General features: G+C 55.7%; 14 protein-coding genes. 6 read left to right on the forward strand and 8 right to left on the reverse strand.

The window, feature by feature from the left end:
• Window positions 1–38: 38 nt before the first annotated feature.
• Entirely contained in the window at window positions 39–1,034 is a 996-nt protein-coding gene (locus BED41_RS05360) for an NAD(P)H-dependent glycerol-3-phosphate dehydrogenase (protein ID WP_229712402.1), read from the reverse strand.
• A gap of 52 nt (window positions 1,035–1,086) precedes the next feature.
• Window positions 1,087–1,806 (reverse strand): formate dehydrogenase accessory sulfurtransferase FdhD, encoded by a 720-nt coding sequence (locus BED41_RS05365; RefSeq protein ID WP_066743837.1) that lies wholly within the window; start codon window positions 1,804–1,806, stop codon window positions 1,087–1,089.
• A gap of 39 nt (window positions 1,807–1,845) precedes the next feature.
• On the opposite strand from BED41_RS05365, the gene BED41_RS05370 reads away from it, so the two are divergent.
• Both BED41_RS05370 and BED41_RS05375 read left to right on the forward strand, forming a co-directional pair.
• On the forward strand, window positions 1,846–2,328 hold the full coding sequence (locus BED41_RS05370) for a QueT transporter family protein (protein WP_066743839.1): 483 nt from the start codon (window positions 1,846–1,848) through the stop codon (window positions 2,326–2,328).
• Between the two features lie 267 nt (window positions 2,329–2,595).
• Complete coding sequence (locus BED41_RS05375; RefSeq protein WP_066743841.1) at window positions 2,596–3,492, forward strand: proline iminopeptidase-family hydrolase; 897 nt, start codon at window positions 2,596–2,598, stop codon at window positions 3,490–3,492.
• A 115-nt stretch (window positions 3,493–3,607) separates the two neighbouring features.
• Here the strand turns inward: BED41_RS05375 and BED41_RS05380 are convergent, their stop codons facing one another.
• Window positions 3,608–4,696: a YkvI family membrane protein gene (locus tag BED41_RS05380; protein WP_066743844.1), complete on the reverse strand. Its 1,089-nt coding sequence runs from the start codon at window positions 4,694–4,696 to the stop codon at window positions 3,608–3,610.
• A gap of 354 nt (window positions 4,697–5,050) precedes the next feature.
• A complete protein-coding gene (locus tag BED41_RS05385; protein WP_066743846.1) occupies window positions 5,051–6,148 on the reverse strand; it encodes a YkvI family membrane protein in 1,098 nt (365 codons plus the stop codon).
• A 690-nt stretch (window positions 6,149–6,838) separates the two neighbouring features.
• Here BED41_RS05385 and BED41_RS05390 point away from each other — a divergent pair.
• Both BED41_RS05390 and BED41_RS05395 read left to right on the forward strand, forming a co-directional pair.
• Window positions 6,839–7,282, forward strand: coding sequence for a transposase (locus BED41_RS05390; RefSeq protein ID WP_066742616.1), 444 nt, complete (start codon window positions 6,839–6,841; stop codon window positions 7,280–7,282).
• Window positions 7,279–8,148: an IS3 family transposase gene (locus BED41_RS05395; protein WP_157102394.1), complete on the forward strand. Its 870-nt coding sequence runs from the start codon at window positions 7,279–7,281 to the stop codon at window positions 8,146–8,148. Before BED41_RS05390 ends, BED41_RS05395 begins: the two co-directional genes overlap by 4 nt.
• Window positions 8,149–8,668: 520 nt before the next feature.
• On the opposite strand, the gene BED41_RS05405 is transcribed toward BED41_RS05395, so the two are convergent.
• Both BED41_RS05405 and BED41_RS05410 read right to left on the reverse strand, forming a co-directional pair.
• Window positions 8,669–11,158: an Ig-like domain-containing protein gene (locus tag BED41_RS05405; protein WP_168160233.1), complete on the reverse strand. Its 2,490-nt coding sequence runs from the start codon at window positions 11,156–11,158 to the stop codon at window positions 8,669–8,671.
• A 139-nt stretch (window positions 11,159–11,297) separates the two neighbouring features.
• The gene (locus BED41_RS05410; RefSeq protein ID WP_066743851.1) at window positions 11,298–13,994 is read right to left on the reverse strand and encodes an Ig-like domain-containing protein; all 2,697 of its coding nucleotides are present in this window, start codon (window positions 13,992–13,994) and stop codon (window positions 11,298–11,300) included.
• A 463-nt stretch (window positions 13,995–14,457) separates the two neighbouring features.
• Here BED41_RS05410 and BED41_RS05415 point away from each other — a divergent pair, with 463 nt between their 5' ends.
• Together BED41_RS05415 and BED41_RS05420 are read left to right on the forward strand one after the other, a co-directional pair.
• Window positions 14,458–18,819, forward strand: a complete 4,362-nt coding sequence (locus BED41_RS05415; protein ID WP_066743853.1) for a PAS domain-containing protein — start codon at window positions 14,458–14,460, stop codon at window positions 18,817–18,819.
• Window positions 18,820–19,085: 266 nt separating this feature from the next.
• Window positions 19,086–19,763, forward strand: coding sequence for a response regulator transcription factor (locus tag BED41_RS05420; RefSeq protein ID WP_066743854.1), 678 nt, complete (start codon window positions 19,086–19,088; stop codon window positions 19,761–19,763).
• Between the two features lie 89 nt (window positions 19,764–19,852).
• Here BED41_RS05420 and BED41_RS05425 read toward each other — a convergent pair whose 3' ends face one another.
• Window positions 19,853–21,874, reverse strand: a complete 2,022-nt coding sequence (locus BED41_RS05425) for an NADH-dependent [FeFe] hydrogenase, group A6 (RefSeq protein WP_066743856.1) — start codon at window positions 21,872–21,874, stop codon at window positions 19,853–19,855.
• Window positions 21,875–21,879: 5 nt separating this feature from the next.
• Window positions 21,880–24,981, reverse strand: coding sequence for an NADH-ubiquinone oxidoreductase-F iron-sulfur binding region domain-containing protein (locus BED41_RS05430; protein ID WP_066743858.1), 3,102 nt, complete (start codon window positions 24,979–24,981; stop codon window positions 21,880–21,882).
• Window positions 24,982–24,994: the final 13 nt, after the last annotated feature.

Raw genomic sequence — 24,994 nt, forward strand, 5'->3', positions numbered from 1 at the left:
CCCTTTTTACAGCCTGTGTTCCGTATTTTGCCCGCGGACTACAGCCGCATCTCCGGTTTTACCGGCCTTGCGAAGAGCTCCTTCAGCAGCTCGTGTGGATCCTCATCCTTGTAGAGCACGCGGTAAACCGCGTCGGCGAGGGGCATCTCGACGTCAAATTTTTTGCTGTTTTCGACGACGGCGCGTACCGTGTAGGCTCCCTCGGCGACCTGTCCCAGCTCCTCCACCGCCTCGTCCATGCTCATGCCGCTGCCGACGGCGAGGCCGAGACGGAAGTTGCGCGAATGCATGCTGTAGCAGGTGACCATGAGGTCGCCGACGCCCGCGAGTCCCGAGAGTGTGAGCGGCGAAGCGCCGAGCTTCGCGCCGAAGCGCATTATCTCGGCCAGTCCGCGCGAGGCGAGCGCCGCGAGGGCGTTGTCGCCGAGCTGGAGAGCCTTTGAGATGCCGGCCGCGATCGCGTATATATTCTTAGTCGCGCCGCCGACCTCAAGGCCGATAACGTCCGTGCTCGTATAGACGCGGAAGTTCCCGCCGTTGAGCAGCTCCTGCCATGACCTGGCCTCAGCCTCGTCTTTGGAGGCGAGAGCGACGGTCGTCGGGCAGTCGATGAGCACCTCTTCCGCGTGGCTCGGTCCGGAGAGCGCGGAATAGACCATATTGGGGCACAGCTCTTCGTGTACCTTATGGAGCAGACTGCCCGTCGATATCTCGATGCCCTTTGCCAGGTTCAGCATATGTCCCGGTGCGGGGGAGAGCGCCGCTATCTTGCCGCAGACCTCCCGTTCAAACTGTGTCGGTATCGCCATTATATACCGGTCGGAGAAGTCAAGGGCCTCCCGCAGGTCGATGGTCGCCGCGATCTTATCCGGCAGCGCCGTGTCGAAGAAACAGAAATTATTCCTATGTTCCCTGTTCATAATCTCCGCCTGCTCGGCGTCGATCGTCCACATCTTTACATTATGGCCAAGGGAGGTCAGGTGTACCGCCATGGCGGTACCGAAGCTGCCCGCGCCAAGAATCGTCGTGTTCAATATCGTTCCTCCGTTCAATGTTCTCTTACTGCATCTTTCGTGCATTTTGCTATTATAGCTCTTTTTCCCGTAAAACGACCCTGCCGGCGGCGCTGTAAATATTAAAAGCGCCGCCGCGCGCGAAACCGATCATCGTGATGTTAGCCGCGCGCGCCGCGGCTACGGCGTCGGCCGTGGGGGCGGAGACGCTCGCGATGAAGGGAATACCGGCGCTGACGGCCTTTTGGACCATGTCCTCCGGCATGCGCCCCGAGATAAAAAGCAGCGACGAACCCGCATCGATGCCGCTGCTCAGAAGCCAGCCGACGGCCTTGTCCACTGCGTTGTGGCGGCTGATATCCTCGGCGGAAAAGAGCGTCTCTCCCCGTACGGAGGAGAGCAGCGCCACGTGGAGGCAGCCAGTGCGGCGGTAGAGCTCCGCCTCCGCGAGCTCGGCGATCTTCTGTCGCACGAGAGACGCGCCGACGCTCCACTCCATTGTCAGCGGCCTGAAATCGGCCTCGGGCGGCCTTCTTTTGAGAGTGACCTCCACCCGGCATCCGCCGGACGAGATTTTTTCGATATCGCCATAAGATGATATTAGGCCGCGGCAGCGCATATTTCCCGCCGCCCACAGCTCTTCGCCCCCGGCGGAGATCACCGCGGAGCCGTCATATCTCCCGTCTATATAAAGGGATACCGCCCTCTCCGAGAGCAGCTCGTCCTCCGCGGCGAGCGGTTCATCCGCGGAATTGACCCTGATTATCTCTATCTTTCTGATCGGACCCTCCATTTCGACGCCCTCCTCTCTTTTTGTAGTATAATACACCCCATGGAAAATAAAAGATTCTTTACCACGCACAGAATAGCGCTCTCCGCCCTGATCGCCGCCCTCTATACGGGAATCACCTTCGTCTTGGCGCCGATATCATTCGGACCCGTCCAGTTTAGGGTCTCCGAGGCGCTGACGCTGCTGCCCTTCTGTCTGCCGGAGGCGGTTCCGGGCCTCTTTATCGGCTGCCTGGTCTCAAATATGCTCGGCGGCTTCGGATTGACCGATATCGTCCTCGGCAGCGCGGCGACCCTTGCCGCCGCCTGGATGACGGCGAAAATGCCGAACGTTTGGCTCGCGGCCCTGCCGCCGGTCGTCGTCAACGCCGTTGTCGTGGGCGCCTATATCGCCGTGCTCTCCGCCACGCCGATGCTCCTCTCCATGCTCTACATAGGCGTTAGCCAGGCGGTCATCTGCTACGCGATCGGCATACCCTTGATCTTATACATCAAACGCTCCAAAATCCTTGAAAAATACCGCTGAAACGGACGATAACCCCTCTTATTTACCGTAAATTCATCTATTTTTGACTTAATATTGTCAGAATATTGTGCTATAATTATCTTGTCCAAAGAATTAGGATGATGTTTTTCAGTTCCTATACGCCCGTGCCGCCGGTTTAGATGGAGTCCCCCGCGAGAGGGGATATCTCTGGTTCCTGTAATAAAACGCAGTTTGCCTTTTTTGACGGCGCGCATAATCGGCGGTTTCCCAAAAACGGAGCGAAGGTAAAACAAGGAGGCGATAGTAATGGCTGTCAGTATGAAGACTGAGTACATCAATGTCCCCGGAGGGTTTATCAGCCTTAACATCTATGGTGCGGAGAATAGCCAAAATATTCCCGTCCTCTATATCCACGGAGGGCCGGGGGGCAACATTGAATCCTTCCGGCCAATGGCGGAGATGCTTGCCGAGGACCGCACGGTTTATCTCTACAACCAGCTGGGCTGTGACGAACGTTCGCATACGGGAGAGGAATCCCTGTGGACGCCCGAGCGGTATATAGAGTCGCTGGGCAGCCTAATCGCCGCCATTGGAGCTCCCAAGCTCCACCTTATTGGACGTTCATGGGGCGCCTACCTCGCCGCCGAGCATGTGCTGCGCGTCAGCCCCTCGCCCGTAATATCCATCACGATGATAAGTCCGCTTATCAGCACTAAAATCTGGATCGCCGACGCGAAGCAGCGCCTCGCCGAGCTTGGTGGAGACTATCTCGAGGCGGTGGAGCAGTGCGAGAGGGAGCATCATTTCGACGGGCGCTACTACCAGGAGATCATCAAAAAATACAACGATAACTTCCGCTACCGCCTCTCGACCGTTAACCGCGCGGGCCACCGGGCGACGCCGCTCAAGCCGAAGACGGCCTCCGGCATGAGGGTCTACCGCCACATGTGGGGCCCCAGCGAATTCACCTGCGAGGGTATCCTGAAAGATATCGACATCACCGATAAACTGCACAATATCAAGATCGCGGTGCTGCTGATATGCGGAGAGTTCGACCAGGTTCGCCAGCAGAGCTGCGAATACTACCGCTCGCTGATACCTGGTTCACGCATGGCCGTCATCCCCGACGCCTCCCAGACCTCATATCTCGAGCAGCCGCACATCTTCTATTGGACGCTGCGTAACTTCTACGAGTGTTTCTAGCGCGGAACATTAAACGGCCCGGTTACGGTAACCGGCAAAATTGAATAAAGAGGAGCCCGGCGCACAAATTTTGCGCCGGGCTCCTTTGCATGTTGTTATAGCTGAGGTTTTGTCCTTAGGCGGCTTTTTTCATGTTCCTGACCGTCGTCACGATCATGAAGAGGATCAGCATGATGCCGACGTAGCCGTTGATGCCGTAGATGATATTGACGATACGCTGAAAGGGGAGCAGCAGGCCGACGACGCACCCGGAGACGGCTAGCCCGACCGTGAGCAGATAAAATTTGCGTGTCTTCTCCTGCGAGAAGCGGGCCGAGACGGACCAGAGAAGCGGCACGGAGGTGGTGTAGATGCCGCCCATGATGATGAGGGAGAAGACGGTGGCGATCGGCGGATAAATCCTCTCCGCGAGAATAAGCGAGGGGATATCCGTCATCGCGACGGCATCAAGATTGGCGAGCAGGCCGAGCATCATAATGATGATCCCGACGACAAAGCCGGTCGCGCCGAGCGTCGTGCCGATGACGGCCTCCTTCGCGGAGTTCGCCTTCTGTCCCATCGCCGCGAGAAAGGCGGCGAGCCAGAGCATTGAAAAGCCCACATAGGACATGCCGGAGGTGAACCAGTTTGTGCCAACCTTCGTCATCTCGACCTCCGCGGCCTCTATCATCTGCGCTCCGCGGACGATGCCCTCGGGATTTTTGAAAATGGCGGCCAGGCCGATGCCGATCGCGAACAGGACGATCGCGGGGCCGATAGTCCCGATAACGTCGACGATCCTGCCAAGGCCGAAGGTGACGGTGAAGGCGGAGACGAAGGCCATTCCGATACAGCCGACGAATGTCGGCAGTCCGTAATACTGCGCGAGGGTCGCGCCGGCGCCGGCCACCATGACGATGTATGACATATAGAGAAAGGCGATGGCGAAATAGTCATAGAAGCCGCCGATATACTTACCGCAGTAATATCTGTAAATGTCGTTGGTATTTGAGAAACGCTCGCGAAAGCCGGTGACGATGAAATCCCCGCCGACATAGACGAGGCAGACGAGGGTGAAGAGCCCCGCCAGCAGCCCCTTCATGCCATAGGCTGTGAAATATTGGAGTATCTCCTGTCCCGTTGCGAAACCGGAACCGATAAGAAAGGCGATAAACGCTCCCGCGAACTTAATTACATTGGACCAACTGACCTTTTCTCTATTCATATCAACACCACTGTCCCTTCAAGACTTAAGTTAAATTTTTCACAACGATGGTTACTAAAAAAATTGGGAAAAACCCTCCCATTACAGAATCATCGAATATTTTGCAGTTTAAGCGTATAAAGTTAAACCGTTGATTCAGAGCTATATGTCATTTATTATATATTTGGCGATTCACCCATCTTTATTAAGTTTTTTACCTGCAATGGCGTATATTATAAATGATAAAGGCAAAAAAGTCTTTGTGTTTTAATGTTCAAACGACTAAAAATTTTTCTTTTAGCTGTGCCGGCACACAAAAAGGCGGGAAGAGCATCGCTCCTCCCGTCTTTTTACATTTTTTAGATATATCAGCTGTTACTTCTGCTTTGCGAGTTTTTTCGTTATGCCGCAGGTCTTGGCGAGCATGAAGAAGATCAGGAGGATGCCGACGTAGCCGTTTACTCCGTAGATAACGTTGACGATCTTACGGAAGGGCAGCTCGAGGGCGACGAAACAGGCGACCACCGCGAGTCCGGCTGTGAGCCCGTAAAACTTTGTCGTCTTTTCCTGCGCGAACCTCGCCGAGACCGACCAGAGAAGGGGGACGGCCGTCGTGTAGATACCGGCGATGATTATGACCGAAAAGACCGTGGCAAGGGGCGGCCAAATCTTTTCAGCGATGATGAGCGAAGGGATGTCTGAGGTATAGAGATCCTGCAGGCTTGAGAGAAGACCGAGCATGAGGATGATCGCGCCTAACACAAAGCCAAGGGCGCCCAGCGTGGTGCCGATGACGGCCTCTTTCTTGCTGTTGGCTTTCGTGCCCATCGCCGCGAGGAAGGCCGCGAGCCAGAGCATACAGAAGCCTACGTATGAGGTACCCGACATGAACCAGTTGCTGCCGACCCTTGTGATATCAAGCTCTCCCGAGGCGATCAGCCGCGCGCCCTCGGCGATGCCGCCTGGGTTTGTGACGATGGCCGCGAGTCCGACGCCGATGGCGATAATGACGATCAGGGGGCCGATAGAGCCGATGACGTCAACTATTTTGCCGAGGCCGAAGACGACGGTTCCCACTGAGAGGACCATCATGAGGATGGCGCCGACGACCGGCGAAAGGTGATAATACTGGTTGACCGTCGCGCCGGCGCCGCCGAGCATGACGATATACGACATGTAGATGAAGGCGATCGAGAAATAGTCGTAAAAGCCTCCGATGTACTTGCCGCAGTAGTAACGGTAAATGTCATTCGTGTTTTGAAAATGCTCGTTGAAACCCGCGACGATAAAATCCCCGCCGACGTAGACGAAACAGATAAGAACGAAGAGTCCGACCAAGAAGCCCTCGTAACCATAAGCGGCGAAATACTGGAAAACTTCCTGCCCTGTTGCGAAACCGGCGCCGATCAAGAACGCGATAAACGCACCCGCGAACTTTACCACATTGAGCCAGCTAACTTTGTTCCCACTCATAAGATAGCACGACCTTTCCGTAATGTGAAATTTCTAACATCTGCACCATATCATAATTTTAGTCACTAGTAAAAAGGTAAATGGTTATTTAAAAAATTTTTATTCATCCCAACAATTATAGCGCCCCTTTCACAACTAAAAATTTATGCTTAAAAATAAATGGAAATTTTAGGTTTTTTAACGCCTGCCGGTAGAGACTCACCCTCTGTCTTTGGGATGGGGGATATAAAATGGGGGTATTTTGTTATCTGTATGTCAGATGAACAGACTAAACGATCAGTGGGAGAACTAGGTTCGACGACGAAAGTAAAAAGATTTTCTGTCTCACCTATCGCGCAAAAGACAAAATCAGAGTTTTTGTTCTCTGCTTATAAACGCCGATTTTCTTCGGGTATTGAAAGAGGTAAATTACGGTTTAGCTTTTACCATATCGATGATAAACAGCGGTTTTTTCTTAAAGCCTTCCTCTCTGAGGAAGGTGGATCGCCGCCGCTTTTGCGGCGAGACGGAAGGAGTGTTTCTCTGTTTAGCGCGGAAACCGCGCCAAACAGAGCCCGCGGCAAAAGCTGCGGGAGAACCTAAGGTCAACTCTCCCTCACCCCGCTTCGTGAACAGCATCCCGAAAATCGGACAGCCAAATAAAGCCCCTGGATTATAATAAAACTAAATACATATAAAGGGGGATCTTCTATGCGTAAACGTAAAACGGAAGAAAGAATAAGAGCAATTGAGATGCACAAACAGGGAATTCCACGAAGGCGGATTGCTGAAGAACTTGGTGTTAGTCCTGATTCTATTAAAACATGGATATCTTTATATAAGAGCGGACAGAAGGACTTACTGGATGATACAAGGAAAAAAAGAACCTACAGCAAGGCTGTAAAACTTGAAGCTGTTTCGGCTCATTTAGAAGAGGGACGTACTATGGTAGATGTTACCTCATCTTTTAACATTTCAAGTCCCTCTCTTTTAAGACGATGGTGTAAGGAATTTATCGAACAAGGGGATATTTCTAGTTCAAAACGTGACTGTCCAGATAAGAAATTGGAAGTTACAAATAGCATAGAAAAGATCAAAGAGCTGGAAATGCAGGTCGACGTATTAAAAAAAGCCTTAGAGCTGCAAAGGTGGTGATAGAAAGAAATATTAAATACAGAATCATTTTTGAATTTTCAACAAAACATTCTGTCTGTGGAATGTGTAGATTTTTGTCCGTATCACGCTCTGCATACTACAGTTGGCTAAAGCGGCGTGGAATGGAAGATAAAGACGGTCCTCTCATAGAAGCAATAAGAACGGGACAGGATATCAACAAAAACACTTATGGGTACAGGCGAATGACTCTGTGGCTCAACAACTTCATTGGCATTCATGTAAACAATAAGAGGGTAAGGCGTGTTATGAAAAAAGCGGGACTTCAAGCGGAAATAAGAAAAAAGAAAAAGTTTAAAGTGATGTCAGGAAATATCCACAGCTATGAGAATATCCTGAACAGAGAATTTCGTTCCGACAGACCAAACCAGAAACTGGTTACTGATATCACATATATACGAACAAAAAAGGGTAATATATTCCTCTCCATGATAAAAGATCTCTTTGATAATTCCATACAGGGATATCAAATCAGTCGTAATAATAATATTAAGTTAGTAACCGATACATTGAAGAAAGCATTTGAAAATAATAATAAGGTGGTCGCTGATGGACCAATCCTCCACAGCGACCAGGGGTTTCAATATACAAGCCATGCATATTTCAACCTGACACAAAGATACGGACTCAAGGTCTCAATGTCAAGGAAAGGAAATTGTTTGGATAATGCATGTGCAGAAAACTTCTTTAGTCACATTAAATCAGAACTCGTCAACCGAGTAAAATGGGAGAACTACGAGGAGGCCAAAGATGCCATAGACGAATATATAAGGTATTATAATAACGACAGGATACAGATAAAATTGAAAAAGGCTCCGATGCAATATCGAAGTCTCTTTATTGAATAAATTTTTGATACCCTTGGGAGCTTTTATAGCGCTGTGCGGTTTTCGGGACTCTGTTCATCGCGGGGAGCTCCCTCGGAGAGGGCGCCAAAATCTTTGGTAAACCGCAATTTATCGTTTAGCATATTGAAACTATTACGCCGTTTGCCCTTGTCCTGTCTCTCCGGCCTCTGAGCCGGAGACCAGCGGCCCTGGGGCTGATCCCACGTCATGCTGAAAAACAAAACCCCAAGCCCCTGGATTCCGGGTCAAGCCCGGAATGACAACATAAAGGCAAAATCGCAATTTATCGTTTACCCTGTCGAAGCTAAATCACTATTTATCCTTTTCCTGCCAATATATAAATAACGTCTTGCCTTTATTCCGTCTCCCCGGGCTTGACCCGGGGACCAGCGGCTTTGGGGTTTGGGTTTTGCGCAGCGGGCTGTACGTATGAAAAGGGCGCGGCTCTTTTGCCCCGCGCCCTTTTCATTGGCTTTTATCTGTCCTTTTTTCTTACTTTATCCTGTCTTTTAATCCTGTATTACCTTTTCCTTCTTCTCATCCAGAGCGGTATCAGCGCGAAGAGCGCCAGCGCTCCCACGCCCGCGGCGCAGCCGCTGCCGCTGGTGTAGACCCTGTTAACGGAGACGGTGGCCTCGGTGGTCTTAAGACCGTCGTCGGTCGTGACGGTGATGGTGGCGAAGCCGACCGCGAGGGCGGTAACTTTGCCGTTAGCGTCCACGGAGGCGATCTTCTCGTCACTGCTCTTCCAGGTGACGCCCTTATTGTCGGCGTTGGCCGGCAGTATTTCGGCGGTGAACCGGATGGTATCGCCGATCTTCAGCGTCGCGCCCTCGGGGGATATCTTCACCGATTCTACCGGCACCGGGGGAGCGGTGACGGTGAGGGAGCAGGAGGCGCTTACATTAGCGTCATCCTTTGCGCCGCTCGCGGTGGCGGTGATGAGGACGGGGCCGCCCGGATTATGGGCGAAGACCTCGCCGTTTTCGCTGACGGCGGCGATATTTTCGTCGTCGCTCTTCCATCTTACGCTCTTGTCGGTGGCCTTCTCCGGGCCGACCAGAGCGGAGAGTTTCGCGCTTTTGCCCGCCTCAAGCGTGAGCAGGTCGGGCGAGACCGTTACGCTCTCGGCCCAGACGGGGATGACGGTGACAACGCAGGGAACGCTCGTCAGATCGCCGACGCTCGCCGTGATCTTCGTCTCGCCTTTGCCGACCGGCGTGACGTATGCTGTTAGTGCCTTCGCGTCGCTCTTGTCAGGCGACACAGTGGCGACCTCCTCGTTTGAACTCGTCCAGTCAACCTGGCCGTAGTCGGCGTTATCGGGGGAGACGGTGGCCGTGAGTTCGTATGTCCGTACCTCGTCGTTCATGTCGATGGATAAGCTCTTTTGCGAAATGTCGACGGAGGAGGCGTTTACGGGCTTGACCGTCACCGTGCGGGTATCCGTGCGCTGTCGCCCGTCATCGTCGGTATCTTCGGTGGTCACGGTTATATCGGCGCTGCCCACGGCGATTGCCCGCATTTCGCCCGACTCCTTGTCGATCGAGACGACGTCGGAGTCGCCGCTAGACCAGAAGACCTTCAGGTTGGCCGCTTCGGGAGGCTCCACGGTGGCTGTGAGCCGCGCCCCTTCGCCCTTATAGATGTTGATATCGTGGCTTGTGATGGCGACGCCGCTGACCTTTGTCGTATTTGTGACCGTGACGCCGAAGGTGAATTTCAACTGTGTAGATTCGCCTAACGGCGGCAGATTATTTGTATCACTGGAATCCGTCGGGTCAAGGTTTGCGGATAGGGTTATGGCGGCGGCGGTCCGCTTTGTACCGCCCTTGGCCTTAGCGGTGAGCCGGATTTTTCCGCTTGTCTGGTCGACGTCGGCGGAGAGTATATCGGTGTCGGATACCGCCACGTCGATGCTGGTCACGTAATCGCCGAATTTGTTCGGGTCTCCAAACAGGGTGGAGAGGCTGATATCCGCCGTCTCTCCGTTATTGAGGGCGTAACTTGTGAGTGCGGCGCTGAGTGCGGCGACGCTTTTGTCTACCTTATCCTCATCGTTGAGTATGAAGGTGCCTTCGTCACTGCCATTTCCTACACCGTTGATATCTTTATTGATTTCATTCGTTTTCAGCCAGCCGCAGTTTGATATCGTGCCGCCGCCGTTGTTTCCCACGACGCCGCCGGAGTATCCGCCGCCGGCGATATCGCCGCAGTTGAGGCAGTTTGATATCGTGCCACTGCTTTGTGTGTGTGCCGCGATGCCGCCAGCTTGTCTGTTGCCGGTAATATTGCCGCTGTTGATGCAGTTTGACATCGTGGATAATTCGATGTTTCCTGCGATGCCGCCAGCTCGTATGTTGCTGGTAATATCGCCGCTGTTTACGCAGTTTGATATCCTGCTGTATTTGCAGCCTCCAACTATGCCGCCCATGGTGATGCTATCTGTTCTGGTAATCAAGGGGCCGGCGTTTACGCAGTCCTCTATCGTGCCGTAGCATCTTCCCGCGACGCCGCCCGCCTGGGCACCATCGCCGCCCGTATCGGTGATATTAATATCGCCGCTGACGGTGAGCCCACGCACCATGCCGTCGCCCTCGCTGCCGACGACACCGAAGAACCCCATGAAGGCGGTTCGTGTCGTTATCCGGTAGCCCTTGACGGTATGGCCCGCGCCGTCGAAGGTGCCGGTGTAGCTGTTGTTTGCTTTGCCGATGGGCGTCCACTCCATAGCCTTGCCATCCATGTCGGTGAGGTCGATGTCGGCGGTGAGGCGTGCTTTGGCGGAGACGAGGTCGCCGCTGTTTACGCCGTCGCGGAAGTCACAGAGGTCTTTGGAGGTGGCGATGATATAATAGCCGTCCTCGTCCTGTTTCAGTTCGGCGCGTGCCGGTCCGGGGGCGGCGAGGATGAAGAGGGTCAAAACAAAGAGGAGCAGCAGCCGCGCGCGGCTGCTTAAATGAACATGGGTAAATTTATGGGGGGGTGAGTCAAAGTTAAATAATTTCAATTGCTGACGGCTCTCACACGGCGACATAATCTATCGCCCTCCTTTCTATCTTGTGAAGCTGTGTATCACATACTGTGGATAGGGGCCGCGAAAGAATATCCGCGGCCCGTTCCTATTTTTCTTTATGCCCTGTTTTTGTCTATTTCGCTGGCCGTCTCTTTTTCAGGAGCAGCGGGATCAGCGCGAAGAGCGCCATCGCACCTACGCCCGCGGAGCAGCCGTTGTGGACTACTGTGCCAATCATGTCTCCTAAGACTGGGTCTGGAGATACCATCACGCTGGTGCTGGCCTCTTTTCCGCCGTCGTCGGTCGTGACGGTGATTGTGGCATTGCCGATACTGACAGTTGTTACTTTGCCGTCGGCGTCCACGGTGGCGATCTTTTCGTCGCTGCTCTTCCAGCTAACGCCCTTATTGGTCGCGTCTCTTGGCAGTACCGTGGCTGTGAGTTGGTATGTCTTGTCGGGTTTGATTTTCACGGCTTTGTCGCCGGGCTCGAGCGAAATCTTCACCGACTGCACCCGTATGGGGGAGGCGGTGACGGTGACGAAGCAGCCTGCGGCCACGGTCGTACCCTCTTCCGCGCCGATGGCTTTGGCGGTGACGACGGCCTGGCCGGGGTTATGGGCGACGACCTCGCCATTTTCGCCGACGGAGGCGACATTCTCGTCGCTGCTCTTCCATTCGACTCTTTTGTCACTGGCGTCCGCCGGGAAGAGGGTGGCGGTTAGTTTCTCGTGCTCTCCCGTTTCCAGCTGCGCCGCCCCCTTTGAGAGCTCAATGCCGGTGACCCAGACCGCCGGTTTGAGCACGGTGATCTCAAGCGTTGGCCTGCCTTCGACGCTGCCGTCCTCAGTCTTGACGTTGACGGTGGTGGTTTCGCCGGCCTTGAGCGCCGTGAAGGTCGCCGCTTCGCCCTTCTCTATCTCTTCCACCCTGTCGAGCGAGATGACGGAGGAGTCTCCTATGAGCCAATCTAACTTCCTGTTTGTGGCGTTGGCGGGGAGGAATAGTGCGGAGGCTGTGAACTGTTCTCCTGCATAGAGTGATTTTTTGCCATCCTTGGAATCCTCGATATTGAGTAAGATGCTCAGTGTCTTTTCCTCGCTGACGGTCACTCTGCAGTCGTCGGAGATGCTTTGGTTCTCAGAGGCGGCGGCCCATATTGTGGCTGTGCCGGGGCTCTTTGAGGTCACTTTGCCGTTCTCGTCTACCTCGGCGATGCCGGGGGCGCTGCTGCTCCAGACGATTTTCGTGTTCGTAGCCTCGTCCGGTATCACGTGGGCCGAGAGCTGTGCCGTATCGCCGAAACCTTTGAGTGTGACGTCCTTGCTCGATGTCATCTCCACGCCGGTGACGTGGATGGGTTCCACAACCTCGATGGCGCGCGTGAAGGAGCAGGTTAGCGGGGGCGGAGGAAGAATAATATTCTTGGGATGCTCGAAGTCGCTCGCGTAGAGGTCGGCGGAGAGCGCCACGGCGGCGTCTCCAGTCTTGTCCTTGGCGGTGACCTTTACCTGGCTGTCGCCGATCGTGCCGACGGTGATGATATCGCTGCTGGTACTCGCCCTCAACCTTCTAACATTTTGGGAGTCTGCCGGAGTTCCGGGGAGGGTGATGAGCGGGATTGTCGTCGAACCGCCGTTGACGGGGATACGGCGCTTGTCGGTCTGCGCGGTGAGGGTGGTGACGGCATTTTTCATCGCGTTTTCGTCAAGTTTTTTCGTGTTATCCGTACCAGTACCGCTGCCGACGCCATGTTCGGCCGTTCCTTCCAGCCAGGCGCAGTTTTCTATCGTGGCATTTCCGCCGGTGTCTTTGCCGAGCACGCCGCCTCTGAATGCGTCGAGTTGGACTTCACCGCTGACGGCGAGGGTGACACGGCCTCTATTGGCACAGCTGCCTATCTCCGGAGTCCCGCCGCCGCTGCTGCCCGAGGTATTTCCCACGATGCCGCCAGCGTAGTTGGGTTGGTTATCATTTGTCTCAATTGCCGAGATGGAGACCCCTCCGAGGTTTGCGCAGTTGTATACTTTGCCGCTGCTCTGTGCCGCGATGCCGCCCGCAAAGTTTTGCTCGCCGTCAGAGGCGGAGGTTGGGGCGGTGGCGCGGCTGGCGCAGTTATATATCGTGCCGCCATTTATTCCAACGATGCCGCCTGCGTAGTTGGATGAGGATTGCCCGTCGCCCTTGGCGGCGACGGGGCCGTCGTTGAGGCAGCTTGTGATAGTTCCGCTGAGCGTGTTCTGTCCCGCGATGCCACCCGCGTGGTTGAAGTAAAGGTCCGTAGAGACGATAACGGCGGCGGCGCTCCGGCAGTCTTCTATCGTGCCGTCGTTCAAGCCGGCGACAGCGCCGGCATTGACGGTGGTGCCTGTGGCGGAGGTGATATTCACCCCGCCCTCTACGGTGAGTCCGCGCACGACGCCTTTTTTGCCGTCTTTTTCGCCGATATAGCAGAAGAAGCCGGCGTGGCCGTCTCCGACCGTTTTCGTTATCTCATAGCCTTTGACGGAATGGCCCGCGCCGTCGAAGGTGCCGGTGTAGGGGGTGTCGTAGTCGCCGCTGATGGGCGTCCAGTCCATGAGTTTGCCGTTCGCGTCCGCGAGGTCGATGTCGGCGGTGAGCAGCGCGTCGGCGGAGAGCGGTATAGGTTCGCCCTTGATGCCGTTGATTCTTTCGTTGAATTCGATGAGGTCCGCCGAAGTGGCGATCTGATAGACGCCGCCCTCCTGCGTCAGGGCGCAGGCATACTGGGGCGAAGCGAGGATAAAGAGGGTTAGTAAAAAGAGAGTTAGCGGGAGTACAAGTTTATTTGTGAACCTTAATAAACTCACTTGGGGGGGGTGCATCAAAGTTAAATGTTGATAGGTGTTGATTAGCGTTGTGTGACGACATAAGGTATCAGGCTCCTTTTCAATATGATTTAAAATACTGAAAATACGAAATAGAATAATAGGTAAAAATACCTATGATACACAATATAGTTTATGTTTGTGATTTGTCAAGCGGCTTTGCCATGTTTTTGCGCTTCGCAGGACAAGAACATAACCGGACGCCGCTGGATGCCGGGTCAAGCCCGGCATGACAAACCAAAGAAAATATAAATCGTAATTTACCGCTTTCCCTGCCCGATTTATTGCCGACGCGTTTGTCCCGGCCTTTATTGTTTTGCCGTGGTACGTTTGCTATACTTACGGAGGTGTTATCTGCGCAAAGTTGTTATAAATAATATTTATGCCAGCGGCCTCCGTATATTGCTCAGGCGCTGTATATACCCGGAAAAAGGAGCCTGTAGCGATGGATGGACAAACATATATCTCCCCACTGGCCCTGCTGAAACGTTTTTGCGTGAATGTTTTTTGCCGCGGGGATATCGGCGGCTCGCTGGACTATCTCAGTAAAGATATACACTGGTATGGGACCGCCGATGGCGGAGATATCCATAGTATAGAGGAGGCGCGGGGCTGTCTGGAACGGGAGATCGCCGCCCACCCTCTCTCCCGCGCGCTGGAGTTTTCCGACGAGGACGAGGCCCTCTCGGGCGAATTCGGAACGGCGGGCGCGAGGCTGCTGCCGGCGGCGGGGGCTCTGCATGTGCCCTGCCGCGTCTCGGTAAGCTGTCTTCCCGAAGACGGCGGACTGAAGATACGTTCTCTGCATATGTCTTTTGACAGTCCGCGCAAAAGTAAGGACAAATCTTCTCCCTCAGAATATACGAATGAATACGAGCCAAAGCTGCTCTACGATTTTCTTAACAGCTCGCTGCGCGGAGGGCTCTTCGGCGGTTATATAGACAGGCCGGAGGTGCCGTTTTATTTTATGAGCGAACAGATGCTCAAGTATCTGGGCTACGGCACGAAGGAGGAGTTTATCGAGGCCACGGGCGGCAGCATTGCGAACTGTGTGCATCCCGACGACCGCGGGGCGGTGATGGGCTCGCTCTTTGCGCAGCTTGAATCTTCCTGCGAGTATATGCTCGCTCCATACCGCATGCTGAAAAGAGACGGCGGCTTTGTCTGGGTCCGTGAAAACGGCAGAAGGGTCACCGCCGGTAACGGCAGGCCGGCGGTGATATGTCTATGCCTAGACGTCTCCGATATGGTGGAGGCGCAGGAGCAGCTTCGTTTGGGTAAAAAGAAGATGGAAAATATATTGAACGCCATCCCCGGAGGCGTCGCCATCTATAAGGTGTCGGACCGCTTTGACACCGTCTATTTTTCCGACGGCGTCCCCTCTCTCTCCGGCCACACGGTGGAGGAGTACCACGAGCTGATAAAGCGGGACGCGGCGGAGATGGTCTACAGCGGCGATGTTGAACGCGTTCTCGCCGCCATTCGGGAGGGGCTGGCGAATGATACGCCGATAGACGTCACCTTTAGAAAGCAGCACGCCAGCGGCAGTCTGGTATGGGTGCATCTGCAGGGGAAAAAGATCGGCGAGGCCGACGGCTTTCCGCTGATGCACGCTGTTTTTCACAACATCTCCAAAGAGACGGAGCTTTACCGCGACATCCTTAATGAAAACAACACGATTATTCAGGTCAGTGACCTAAAGACGCGTGAGGTGCTGTACGCTAACAGGGCCGCCGCTGAATTTTCAGGCAATGCCGAGGGCGATTTTGTCGGGCGCAGCTGCTACGAGTATATGATGCACAGGGAGGCCCCCTGCGCCTTCTGCCATGTGCCGCTGCTGACGAAGGGCAGCTTCTTTGAGGCCGAGCAGTATCTGCCCTCCAAGGACCGTTGGTTTTCCGTGAAGGGCAAGCTCATAGAGTGGAACGGACGCGACGCCTCCGTTGAGTATGTGACCGACATTACCGATTCAAAGCGGCTTCAGCAGCGGCTTGAGACGGAGAGGTCATCGCTTGAGCGCATCATAAATTCCATTCCCTCGGGAATCGGCGTCTACCGCCTGAAGGACGATGAGGTGAGCCTCATCGCGGTCAACTCGACGATCAGCGATATGCTCGGCATGACGCATGAGGAGCTGAAGCGCAAGATATCCGAAGATATTTTTCAGAACATCCACCCCGACGACGTGGCGCTGCTGAAGGAAAAGATGGCGGAGTCATACGGCGGTTCTTTCCGTATGGAGTGCGCCTACCGGCTGCGGAATGAAAATACGGGGGATTACAGGTGGATATATCATACGGGCATCTCCATTCCTCAGCCGGACGGCAGCCAGACGGCCTATGTCTGCTATACGGATATCTCCGCGCAGAAGGCGGCGGAGGAGAAGCTCAAACGCCAGGCCGAATATTTGCAGAGGCTTTATGATACGATGCCCTGCGGGATATCGCAGTATTCCGTAAACGACCTCGGCGGCGCCAAACCTTACCATTATGTGAACCGCCGCGGCCGTGAAATTTACGGCGTCGGCGAAGCGGAGGAAAAGTATGCCTCCTACGCGCGCATCCACCCCGACGACAGGGGCAAGTATATCGATATGCTCAACAGGGTGGCGGAAGGGGGGCAGTCGAGTCCGTATGAGCTCCGCTTCGTCCGCCATGACGGTAAGGTTTTCTGGATCAGCGGCATCGTCGAGCGGATAAGGGATGTCGAAGGCAATGAGATATATCAGAGCGTATATAACGATATTACGGAGCTCAAGGAGGCGCAGCTGCGCGCGGAGGATGAGTATGAGCTTCTCTCGCGCCGCTACGAGGATGAGCTTAACAGTCTAAAGGATGTATCCGCCGCCGATTATGCCTCGATAATGCGCGTAAACATGACGAAGGACCTTGTTGAGGACCTCGTTGAGACCGGTCGGGATATTGACATTTTCCACAGCGGAATGTCGCTCTCCGAAATAGTGGAGAAGATGGAGCCCTTCTTTGTCAGCGCGGAGTCGAAGGCGGAGTTTTTGAACAGGATAGATTACCGCAGCCTGACGAGGGAATTTGAACTCGGCAACGACCGGCTCACCTTTGAGCAGCCATTCCTGGGCCGTGACGGCAGCCTGATATGGGCGGAGATGCAGATCACCGTCAGGAAGCATCCAGACAGCGGCGATCTCATCGCCTTCTTCTGCGAGCGGGATATTACGACGAGGAAACAGCTCGCCGATACCTTCAAAATGGTCGTCGCGCAGGACTATGACTCTATCATCCGTCTCGACGGCAGGCACAACCGTTATATACTTTTTATCGCCGACAGTTCTGGGGAACAGCCCGCCTATGAGGGGTTGAATTACAGCGGCGATATCGCCAGGTTCACGAAACGGTTTATCGTGCCGGAGGACCGTGAACGGGCGCTGCGCGAGATGGAATATTCAAATGTCATGGCCGGTCTGGAGAGACACGATGTTTATCAGGTGCTCTTTGACATACGGGACAGTTCCGGTGAGAGATGCCGGAAATCGATAAAGTATTCTTACATAGACAGGGAGAACCAGATCATTCTAATGACGCGGCAGGATATCACCGAAGTTGTCGCTGCCGAGAAGAGGGCTAAGGACGAGATCGAGGCGGCGCTTAAACGCGCGGAGCAGGCGAGCCTCGCCAAGGGCGAGTTCCTCGCGCGCATGAGCCACGAGATGCGCACGCCGATGAACGCCATCATGGGCATGACGGTGCTGCTGAAGGACGCGCTTGGCGATCCGGCGGCGGTGGACGACTATATCGGCAAGATAAACTCATCGAGCCATTTCATGCTCGGCCTTATCAACGACGTGCTTGATATGGCGAAGATCGAGAGCGGCGAGTTCGCGCTTTATCCCTCGCGCTATGAATATAAGGAGTTCGCGGGCGCGATCGACGCGATGATACGTCCCCTCTGCCGCCAGAAGGGCGTCGAGTTCGTCTTTGACAGCAAGTGGCCCGTTGCCGCCGTGTGGGTTGACAAGGTGCGCCTGAATCAGATATTTCTCAATCTCCTCTCTAACGCCGTGAAGTTCACGCCCCCCGGCGGCAGGGTGGAATACCTGATGCCGGAGGCTGAGGTCCGCGGAGACCGTATATGCTGTGACTTTATCGTCAGGGATAACGGTATCGGGATGAGCGAGGAGTTCCAGAGGCATCTCTTCGAGCCTTTTGTGCAGGAGAACGCCGCCGAGGGCGGGAACTGCGGCACGGGGCTGGGGCTCGCGATCTCCAAGAGCATCGTTGATAAGATGGGCGGCTGCTTTGAGATAAGGAGCGAAGAGGGTAAGGGCACTGAGATTCTGCTGCATCTGGAGCTGGAGATCGCGGGTGATGAGAGACCGGCCGCGGCGCAGACGGAATGCGCGGCCCGCGGCGGCGTGAAGGCGCTTAAGGGACGCCGTGTGCTGCTCGCGGAGGATCATCCTCTCAACACTGAGATAGCCCGCAAATTGCTGGCGAAGGTGGGGACGACCGTTATCTCCGCCGCCAACGGAGTGATCGCCGTCAAGACTTTCACCGCTTCACCCGTGGGTTATTTTGACGCCGTGCTGATGGATATCCGTATGCCGGAGATGGACGGCCTGACGGCGGCGCGAAAGATCCGAGAGCTGCCGCGCGCGGACGCGAAGGCGGTGCCGATCATCGCGATGACGGCGAACGCCTTTGACGACGACCGCCGGAAGTCCGAAGAGGCCGGCATGAACGGCCATCTGGCAAAGCCGATAGAGCCCGAGCTGCTTTACAGAACGCTGGCCGGGGCGGTCTCGCCCCGGGAAAAGCCGGATGCGGAAATGTAATGTTCGATATTTTATCTTTTGTTTTGATGAGCGGGGTGATTACCCGCTCTTTTTTTATTTACGCGAAGGAATATTATCAATTATAAAATTATATCTAATTTAATAAAAATATCACAAAATTGACAGCCATATCTTTGAAATATATAATTTTCAGATAATATTTATTGTTTTACATGTAAGAATATCCGGTCTGCCGTAATCTGCGGTTCGCTGGGAGGGTATTGTCGTTTTGGGGTGAAATTTTAATCTTATTGGCGGAGCGGACTATGGAAAGATCATCTCTCTTAATAGCGGACGGTAATCGGGACGTCTGTTCTCATCTGAAGCTTCTTTTCAGTGAGATGTTTGGCAGTATCGACTGCGCGGCGGACGGTATAGCGGCGATAAAGCTCTTCCGCCGCCATGTGTATCATCTGGTCATACTTGACGCGATGCTTCCCGTCGCGGACGGCCGTACCGTCTGCCGCCAGATATGCAAAATGTCAGATGTGCCGGTGGTCATAATCTCCGAGCGTTCCGCTCTGCCGGAGCGGCTGAGCGCCTATCGTTCGGGCGCGGAGGATTATATTGTAAAGCCCTTTGAGGGCGACGAACTGCTGGCGCGCATGAATATCATCCTGCGCCGCCGTGAGCACGTTCCTGCCAAGCCGCCGCGCGCGCTGATTTTTTTCGGGCTCTATATCGATACGCGCTCCCGTACGGTCTATGTTAATGATATTCCCGTGCCGCTCACTCCGAAAGAATATGATTTGCTGCTGCTTCTGTCGCGTAACCCCGGGCAGGTGTATACGCGCGAGATGCTGATCGACATCGTCTGGGGCGATGATTTTTTTGGGAGCCCCCGGACGGTGGATACCCATATCAAGACGCTGAGAAACGCGATCCGCCCCTATCACGAACATATCGTCACGATCAGGGGCGTGGGATACCGTTTCGACGAATAGTTGGCTTTGCCGCTTACGACGACAAAAAATGGAGAGGGGGAGGCCTCTCCATTTTTGTTGTCTCCCATACCGCGGATGCGGTGGCGCTGTCAGCGGTCGGGATTACTGTAATCGGCGACGATGTTGCGCAGGATCTCGATCGTCTCCTTGGAATCTTTCAGTTCGTTTTTAAGCCGCGTATTCTCGGATACCAGGGCCATCGCGCGTTCCGAATCGCCGCTGGGCTGGATGGCGGGGCTGGCTTTGAGCCTCGCGTCCATGGTGTTCTGGCGTTCGCGGGAGTCGACGGAGACCTTGCGGCTGTCGACGGGAATTTCGATGACCGCCGTCTCATCGGTGAATTCGTTGTATTTACCGCGTTTTACGTAGCTAGTGTGCAGCAGTTTGTGGCTGAGAGGTCCGTTCGGCTCTCCCAGGAACTCGCCGTAGATGGCCATGACCGCCGGATTTTCGTGGCTCTTGCGCAGCTTTTTGTGTTCGTCCTCCCACAGGAGCGCGCCGCGCCGTTTTTCCCTGATCTCGCCGTCAGTGTTGCGCGGCTGTCCGCCGCCGACGATGCAGCCGCCGGCGCATCCCATCACCTCGATGAAATGGTAGGGGGAGTTTCCCTCCTTGACCTGTTTCATCAGCGTCTTTGCGTTCTTTGTTCCGCTGGTGACCGCCACTTTCAGCTCCACGCCGTCGAGGCCGGCATATTCAGGCAGCGGCGACTCTATCAGGATAGAGGCCTCTTTGACGTCCTCCAGGCCGATGATGGGAGTAACGTGGAGGTTGTCTCCCGGAAGTTCGCGTCCGGTGATCACCTCGTAGGCGGTGCGCAGCGCGGCCTCCATGACGCCGCCTGAGAAGCCGAAGATATCGGCCGCGCCCGTCGAGAAGCCGAGCGGATCGTGGAATTTGCTGTCAGGCAGGTTGGCGAAGTCGATGCCGGCGGAGTTTATCATCTCGCCCAGCTCTCTCGTCGTCAGCACCGCGTCGACGTTCCGCAGGCCGTAGTTCATCATTTCGGCGCGTGTTATCTCGAATTTTTTCGCCGTGCAGGGCATCACGGAGACGACGAACATGTCCTCCGGGGCGATGCCGAGCCGCTGGGCGTAATAGGTCTTTATTATCGCGCCGGTCATCATGTGCGGCGATTTGCAGGTGGACAGATGGGGCAGCATCTCGGGGAAGGTATGTTCAATATATTTGATCCATCCCGGAGAGCAGCTGGTAACCATCGGCAGGGAGACTTTCTCGCCCTTCGCAAAGAGTTTGAGGCGCGAGAGCAGCTCCGTGCCCTCCTCCATTATGGTCAGGTCGGCGCCCCAGTTTGTGTCGAATACGTGGTCGAAGCGGAGCTCTTTGAGGGCGGAGGCCAGCTTGCCGGTGCAGGGCGTTCCCGCCGGGATGCCGAAGAGTTCGCCGACGGCGGCGCGCACGGCGGGGGCGGTCTGTACGATCACACAGCGCTTCGGGTCGTGGATCGCCTCCCATACGGCGTCCACCGAGGATGTCTCCTTCAGCGCCCCTACCGGGCAGACGACGGTGCATTGTCCGCAGAAGGTGCAGTTCACGGCGCCGAGCGGCTGGCAGAGCGGCGGCGCTATCTCGGTCTTGAAGCCCCTGTTCTGCGGGCCGATGATGCCCGTGCCCTGTCTCTCGTGGCAGACTGTGACGCAGCGGCGGCAGAGCACGCATTTGCTCATGTCGCGTGTGATGGAGATCGAGGCGTCGATGTTTTTGTTGCTCTGAGCGCCCTTGAAGCGGGCGTTTTCGACGCCGAGCACTCTGCCGAGCTCCTGCATCTCGCAAGATTGGTTACGTTTGCAGCTGAGGCATTCCACGTTGTGGTTGGAGACCATCAGCTCGTAGAGGACCTTGCGCGCATTGCGCACGCGCCCGGTGTTCGTCCTGACGACCATACCCTCGCGGGCTTTGGTGATACAGGAGGCCATCAGCGTCTTGGCTCCCTCCACCTCCACCACGCAGATGCGGCAGGCGCCGATATTGTGTATCCCCTCCATATTGCAGAGGCTGGGGATGTGGATGTCGTTTGTCTTTGCCGCCTCCATAATGGTGCAGCCTTCGGGAACGCTTACCTGCTTATCGTTGATAGTTAGAGTCAGCATGCCTCTCACCTCCTGTTGCAGTGCAGACAGCGCATCGCTTCCGCGATTGCGTTCAGCTTGTGATAGCCGCGGATGACCTCCTCGAAGGAGTGTCTATCCTCAAGCGGCAGGATCTCCTTCTCGAACCGCTCGTGGGAGATGATCTCGTCGTCATCCTCCAGAAGCGGGATATCTATCTCCTGGCCTTTGTTGAGTTTGCCCTCGCCTCCAAGATAGAGGTCGATCGATATCGCGGCGTTCTTGCCGTCCGAGATGGCCCTGATAACCTCGTCAGGGCCGCGCGCCACGTCGCCTCCCGCGAAGACGCCCTCTTCCGTCGTCATATAGGTATCCTCGTCGATGATGAAGGTACCCCACTTTGTGACTCCGATCTCGCCTCTGGGGATGAAGGGCAGGTCGGCGTACTGGCTCACCGCCGGTATGACGACGTCGATGTCGACAAAGAAGTTGCTGTTGGGGATATCTTTGATCTCACGCCGTCCGCGGTTGTCGAATTGCCCCGTCTCGCATCTGATGCATTCTACCTTGGCCACCGAGCCGTGCTTGTCGGAGATGAAACGTACCGGTTTTACCAGCTCCATGATCTCGACGCCCTCATGCAGGGCCTCTTCGACCTCCTGGCGATAGGCGGGCATCGCCTCCGCCGTCCGGCGGTAGAGGACGATGACCTTCGCCGCTCCCAGGCGCAGGGCGCTGCGCGCCGAGTCGATCGCCGTATTGCCGCCGCCGATCACCGCCACGGTCTGTCCCTCAAGGTTGATGCTCTTGTAGAGCTTCACATTTTTCAGGAAGGTAACTCCGTGGATGATCCCCTTCAGATTTTCGCCTGGGATGTTCACGCGCTGCGGGAACTGGGTGCCGGTGGCGATGTAGACGGCGTCGTGGCCGTTCCTGACGTCACGGAATTCGATGTCCTTGCCGACAGTGGTGTTGAGGTGAAGGTGGACGCCCTCTTTAAGGATCGTATTGACCTCGTGCTGCAGTACGTCGGAGGGCAGGCGGTATTCCGGGATGCCGAAGGCGAGTACGCCGCCCGCGACCGCCTCCGCCTCGTAGATGTCCACCTCGTAGCCGATACGCGAGAGGTAGTAGCCGCAGGTCAGCCCGGAAGCGCCCGCGCCCACGATCGCCACCGATTTGCCGTTGCGCGGGAATACGACGTCGTGCACATAGGCCGGTTCGTTTTTGAAGGCATAGTCCGCGACGAAGCGTTTGAGGTCGCAGATCGCCACCGGTTCGTCTACGCTGCCGCGGCGGCAGCGGCCCTCGCAGGGCCTCGTGCAGATGCGTCCGCAGATCGCGGGCAGCGGGTTTTCCTGCCGGATCAGGTTGTAGGCATCCATGAAGCGTCCCGTGGCTATGAGCGAGAGATAGCCGGGGATGTTGACGTTGGCGGGGCAAGTGTTTTCGCAGGGGGAGATGAAGAGGTCCGCGCAGACGCTGGCCCGGCAGTATTTGTTCCGTATATGCTCCTCATATTCCTTGCGGAAGTAGCGGATTGTGCTCAGCACGGGATTCGGGGCGGTCTGTCCCAGACCGCACATCGCGGTGTCCTTGATGGTGTTGCCGAGCTCTTCGAGCAGTTCGATGTCGCCCTCTTCGCCGCGTCCCTGGGTGATGTTTTCCAATATCTCCAGCATACGCTTTGTGCCGACGCGGCAGGCGAGGCATTTGCCGCAGGACTCCTCCTGAATAAATTCCATAAAATAGCGGGCCGTATCCACCATGCAGGTCTCTTCGTTCATGGAGATGAGGCCGCCGGAGCCCATGATGGCCCCCAGCAGCGTCAGCGATTCGTAATCGGTGGGGGCGTTAAGGTTGTCCTCCGTGATGCAGCCGCCGGAGGGGCCGCCGATCTGGGCCGCCTTGAACTTTTTATCGTTCTGCATGCCGCCGCCAATGCGGAAGATTATCTCGCCGATGGGCATGCCGATGGGGACCTCTACGATACCGGTATTGACGATGTCGCCCGCCAGGGCGAATACCTTTGTGCCCTTGGCCTGCTCCGTGCCGAAACCGGCGTACCAGTCGCCGCCGTTCAGCAGGATCGGCGGGATGCTGGCGAGCGTCTCCACGTTGTTGATAATCGTCGGCGCGCCGAAGAGGCCGTTTTCAAATGGGAAGGGCGGCTTGGGGCGCGGTTCGCCGCGTTTGCCTTCGATGGAATTCAAAAGGGCCGTCTCTTCACCGCAGACGAAGGCCCCGGCGCCGATGCGTATTTCGAGGTCAAAGTCAAAACCCGAGCCGAGGATGTCTTTGCCAAGCAGCCCATATTCGCGGGCCTGTTCGATGGCGGCTTTGAGCCGTTCCACCGCGATGGGATATTCGGCGCGGACGTAAACATATCCCATATTGGCGCCGATCGCGCGGCCTCCGATCAGCATTCCCTCGATCACCGTATGCGGGTCTCCCTCAAGGATGCTGCGGTCCATGAAGGCCCCGGGGTCGCCTTCGTCCGCGTTGCAGACGATATATTTTTCTTCGCTTTGGGCGCGGCGTCCCGCCTCCCACTTGACGGCGGTCGGGAAGCCCGCGCCGCCGCGTCCGCGGATGCCGGATTTCTTTATCTCCGCGATAACGCCGCTGCCGTCCATCTCAAGGAGGGCCTTCGCCGCCGCCATATAGCCGCTTTTTGCGATATAGGCGCGGATGTCGTCATAGGCGATGACTCCGCAGTTGCGCAGAGCGATCCGCAGCTGTTCCTTGAAAAAGGTGATATCCTCCATCTTCGGAACGTGGGTCCTGAGGACGTTGTCGTAAAAGGTGTGCTCTTCCAGCACCCGCCCCTCGGCGATGTGAGCCTTGATAATTTCCCGCGTGCTCTGCGGCGTGAGTTTTGTATAGAAGATGCCCTCCGGCATGATGAGCATTACGGGGCCGACCGCGCAGGTACCCATGCAGCCCGTCTCTTTCAGCGCCGTGCTCTCCGCGAGTCCCAGCTCCTCTATCGTCTCGGCCGCCGCTTCACTTATGGCGCGGCAGTCCGAAGAGACGCAGCCCGCGCCGCCGCAGACCAGTACCTGATGGCTGAAACGCCACTCTTCCCGTTCGTAATCCTCACGGATTTTGATCAGGTCTTTTATTGAATTGACATGATTGTGTTCCATTATGCCCACCTCC

The organism is Cloacibacillus porcorum, assembly GCF_001701045.1.
Classification (GTDB): Bacteria; Synergistota; Synergistia; order Synergistales; family Synergistaceae; genus Cloacibacillus; species Cloacibacillus porcorum.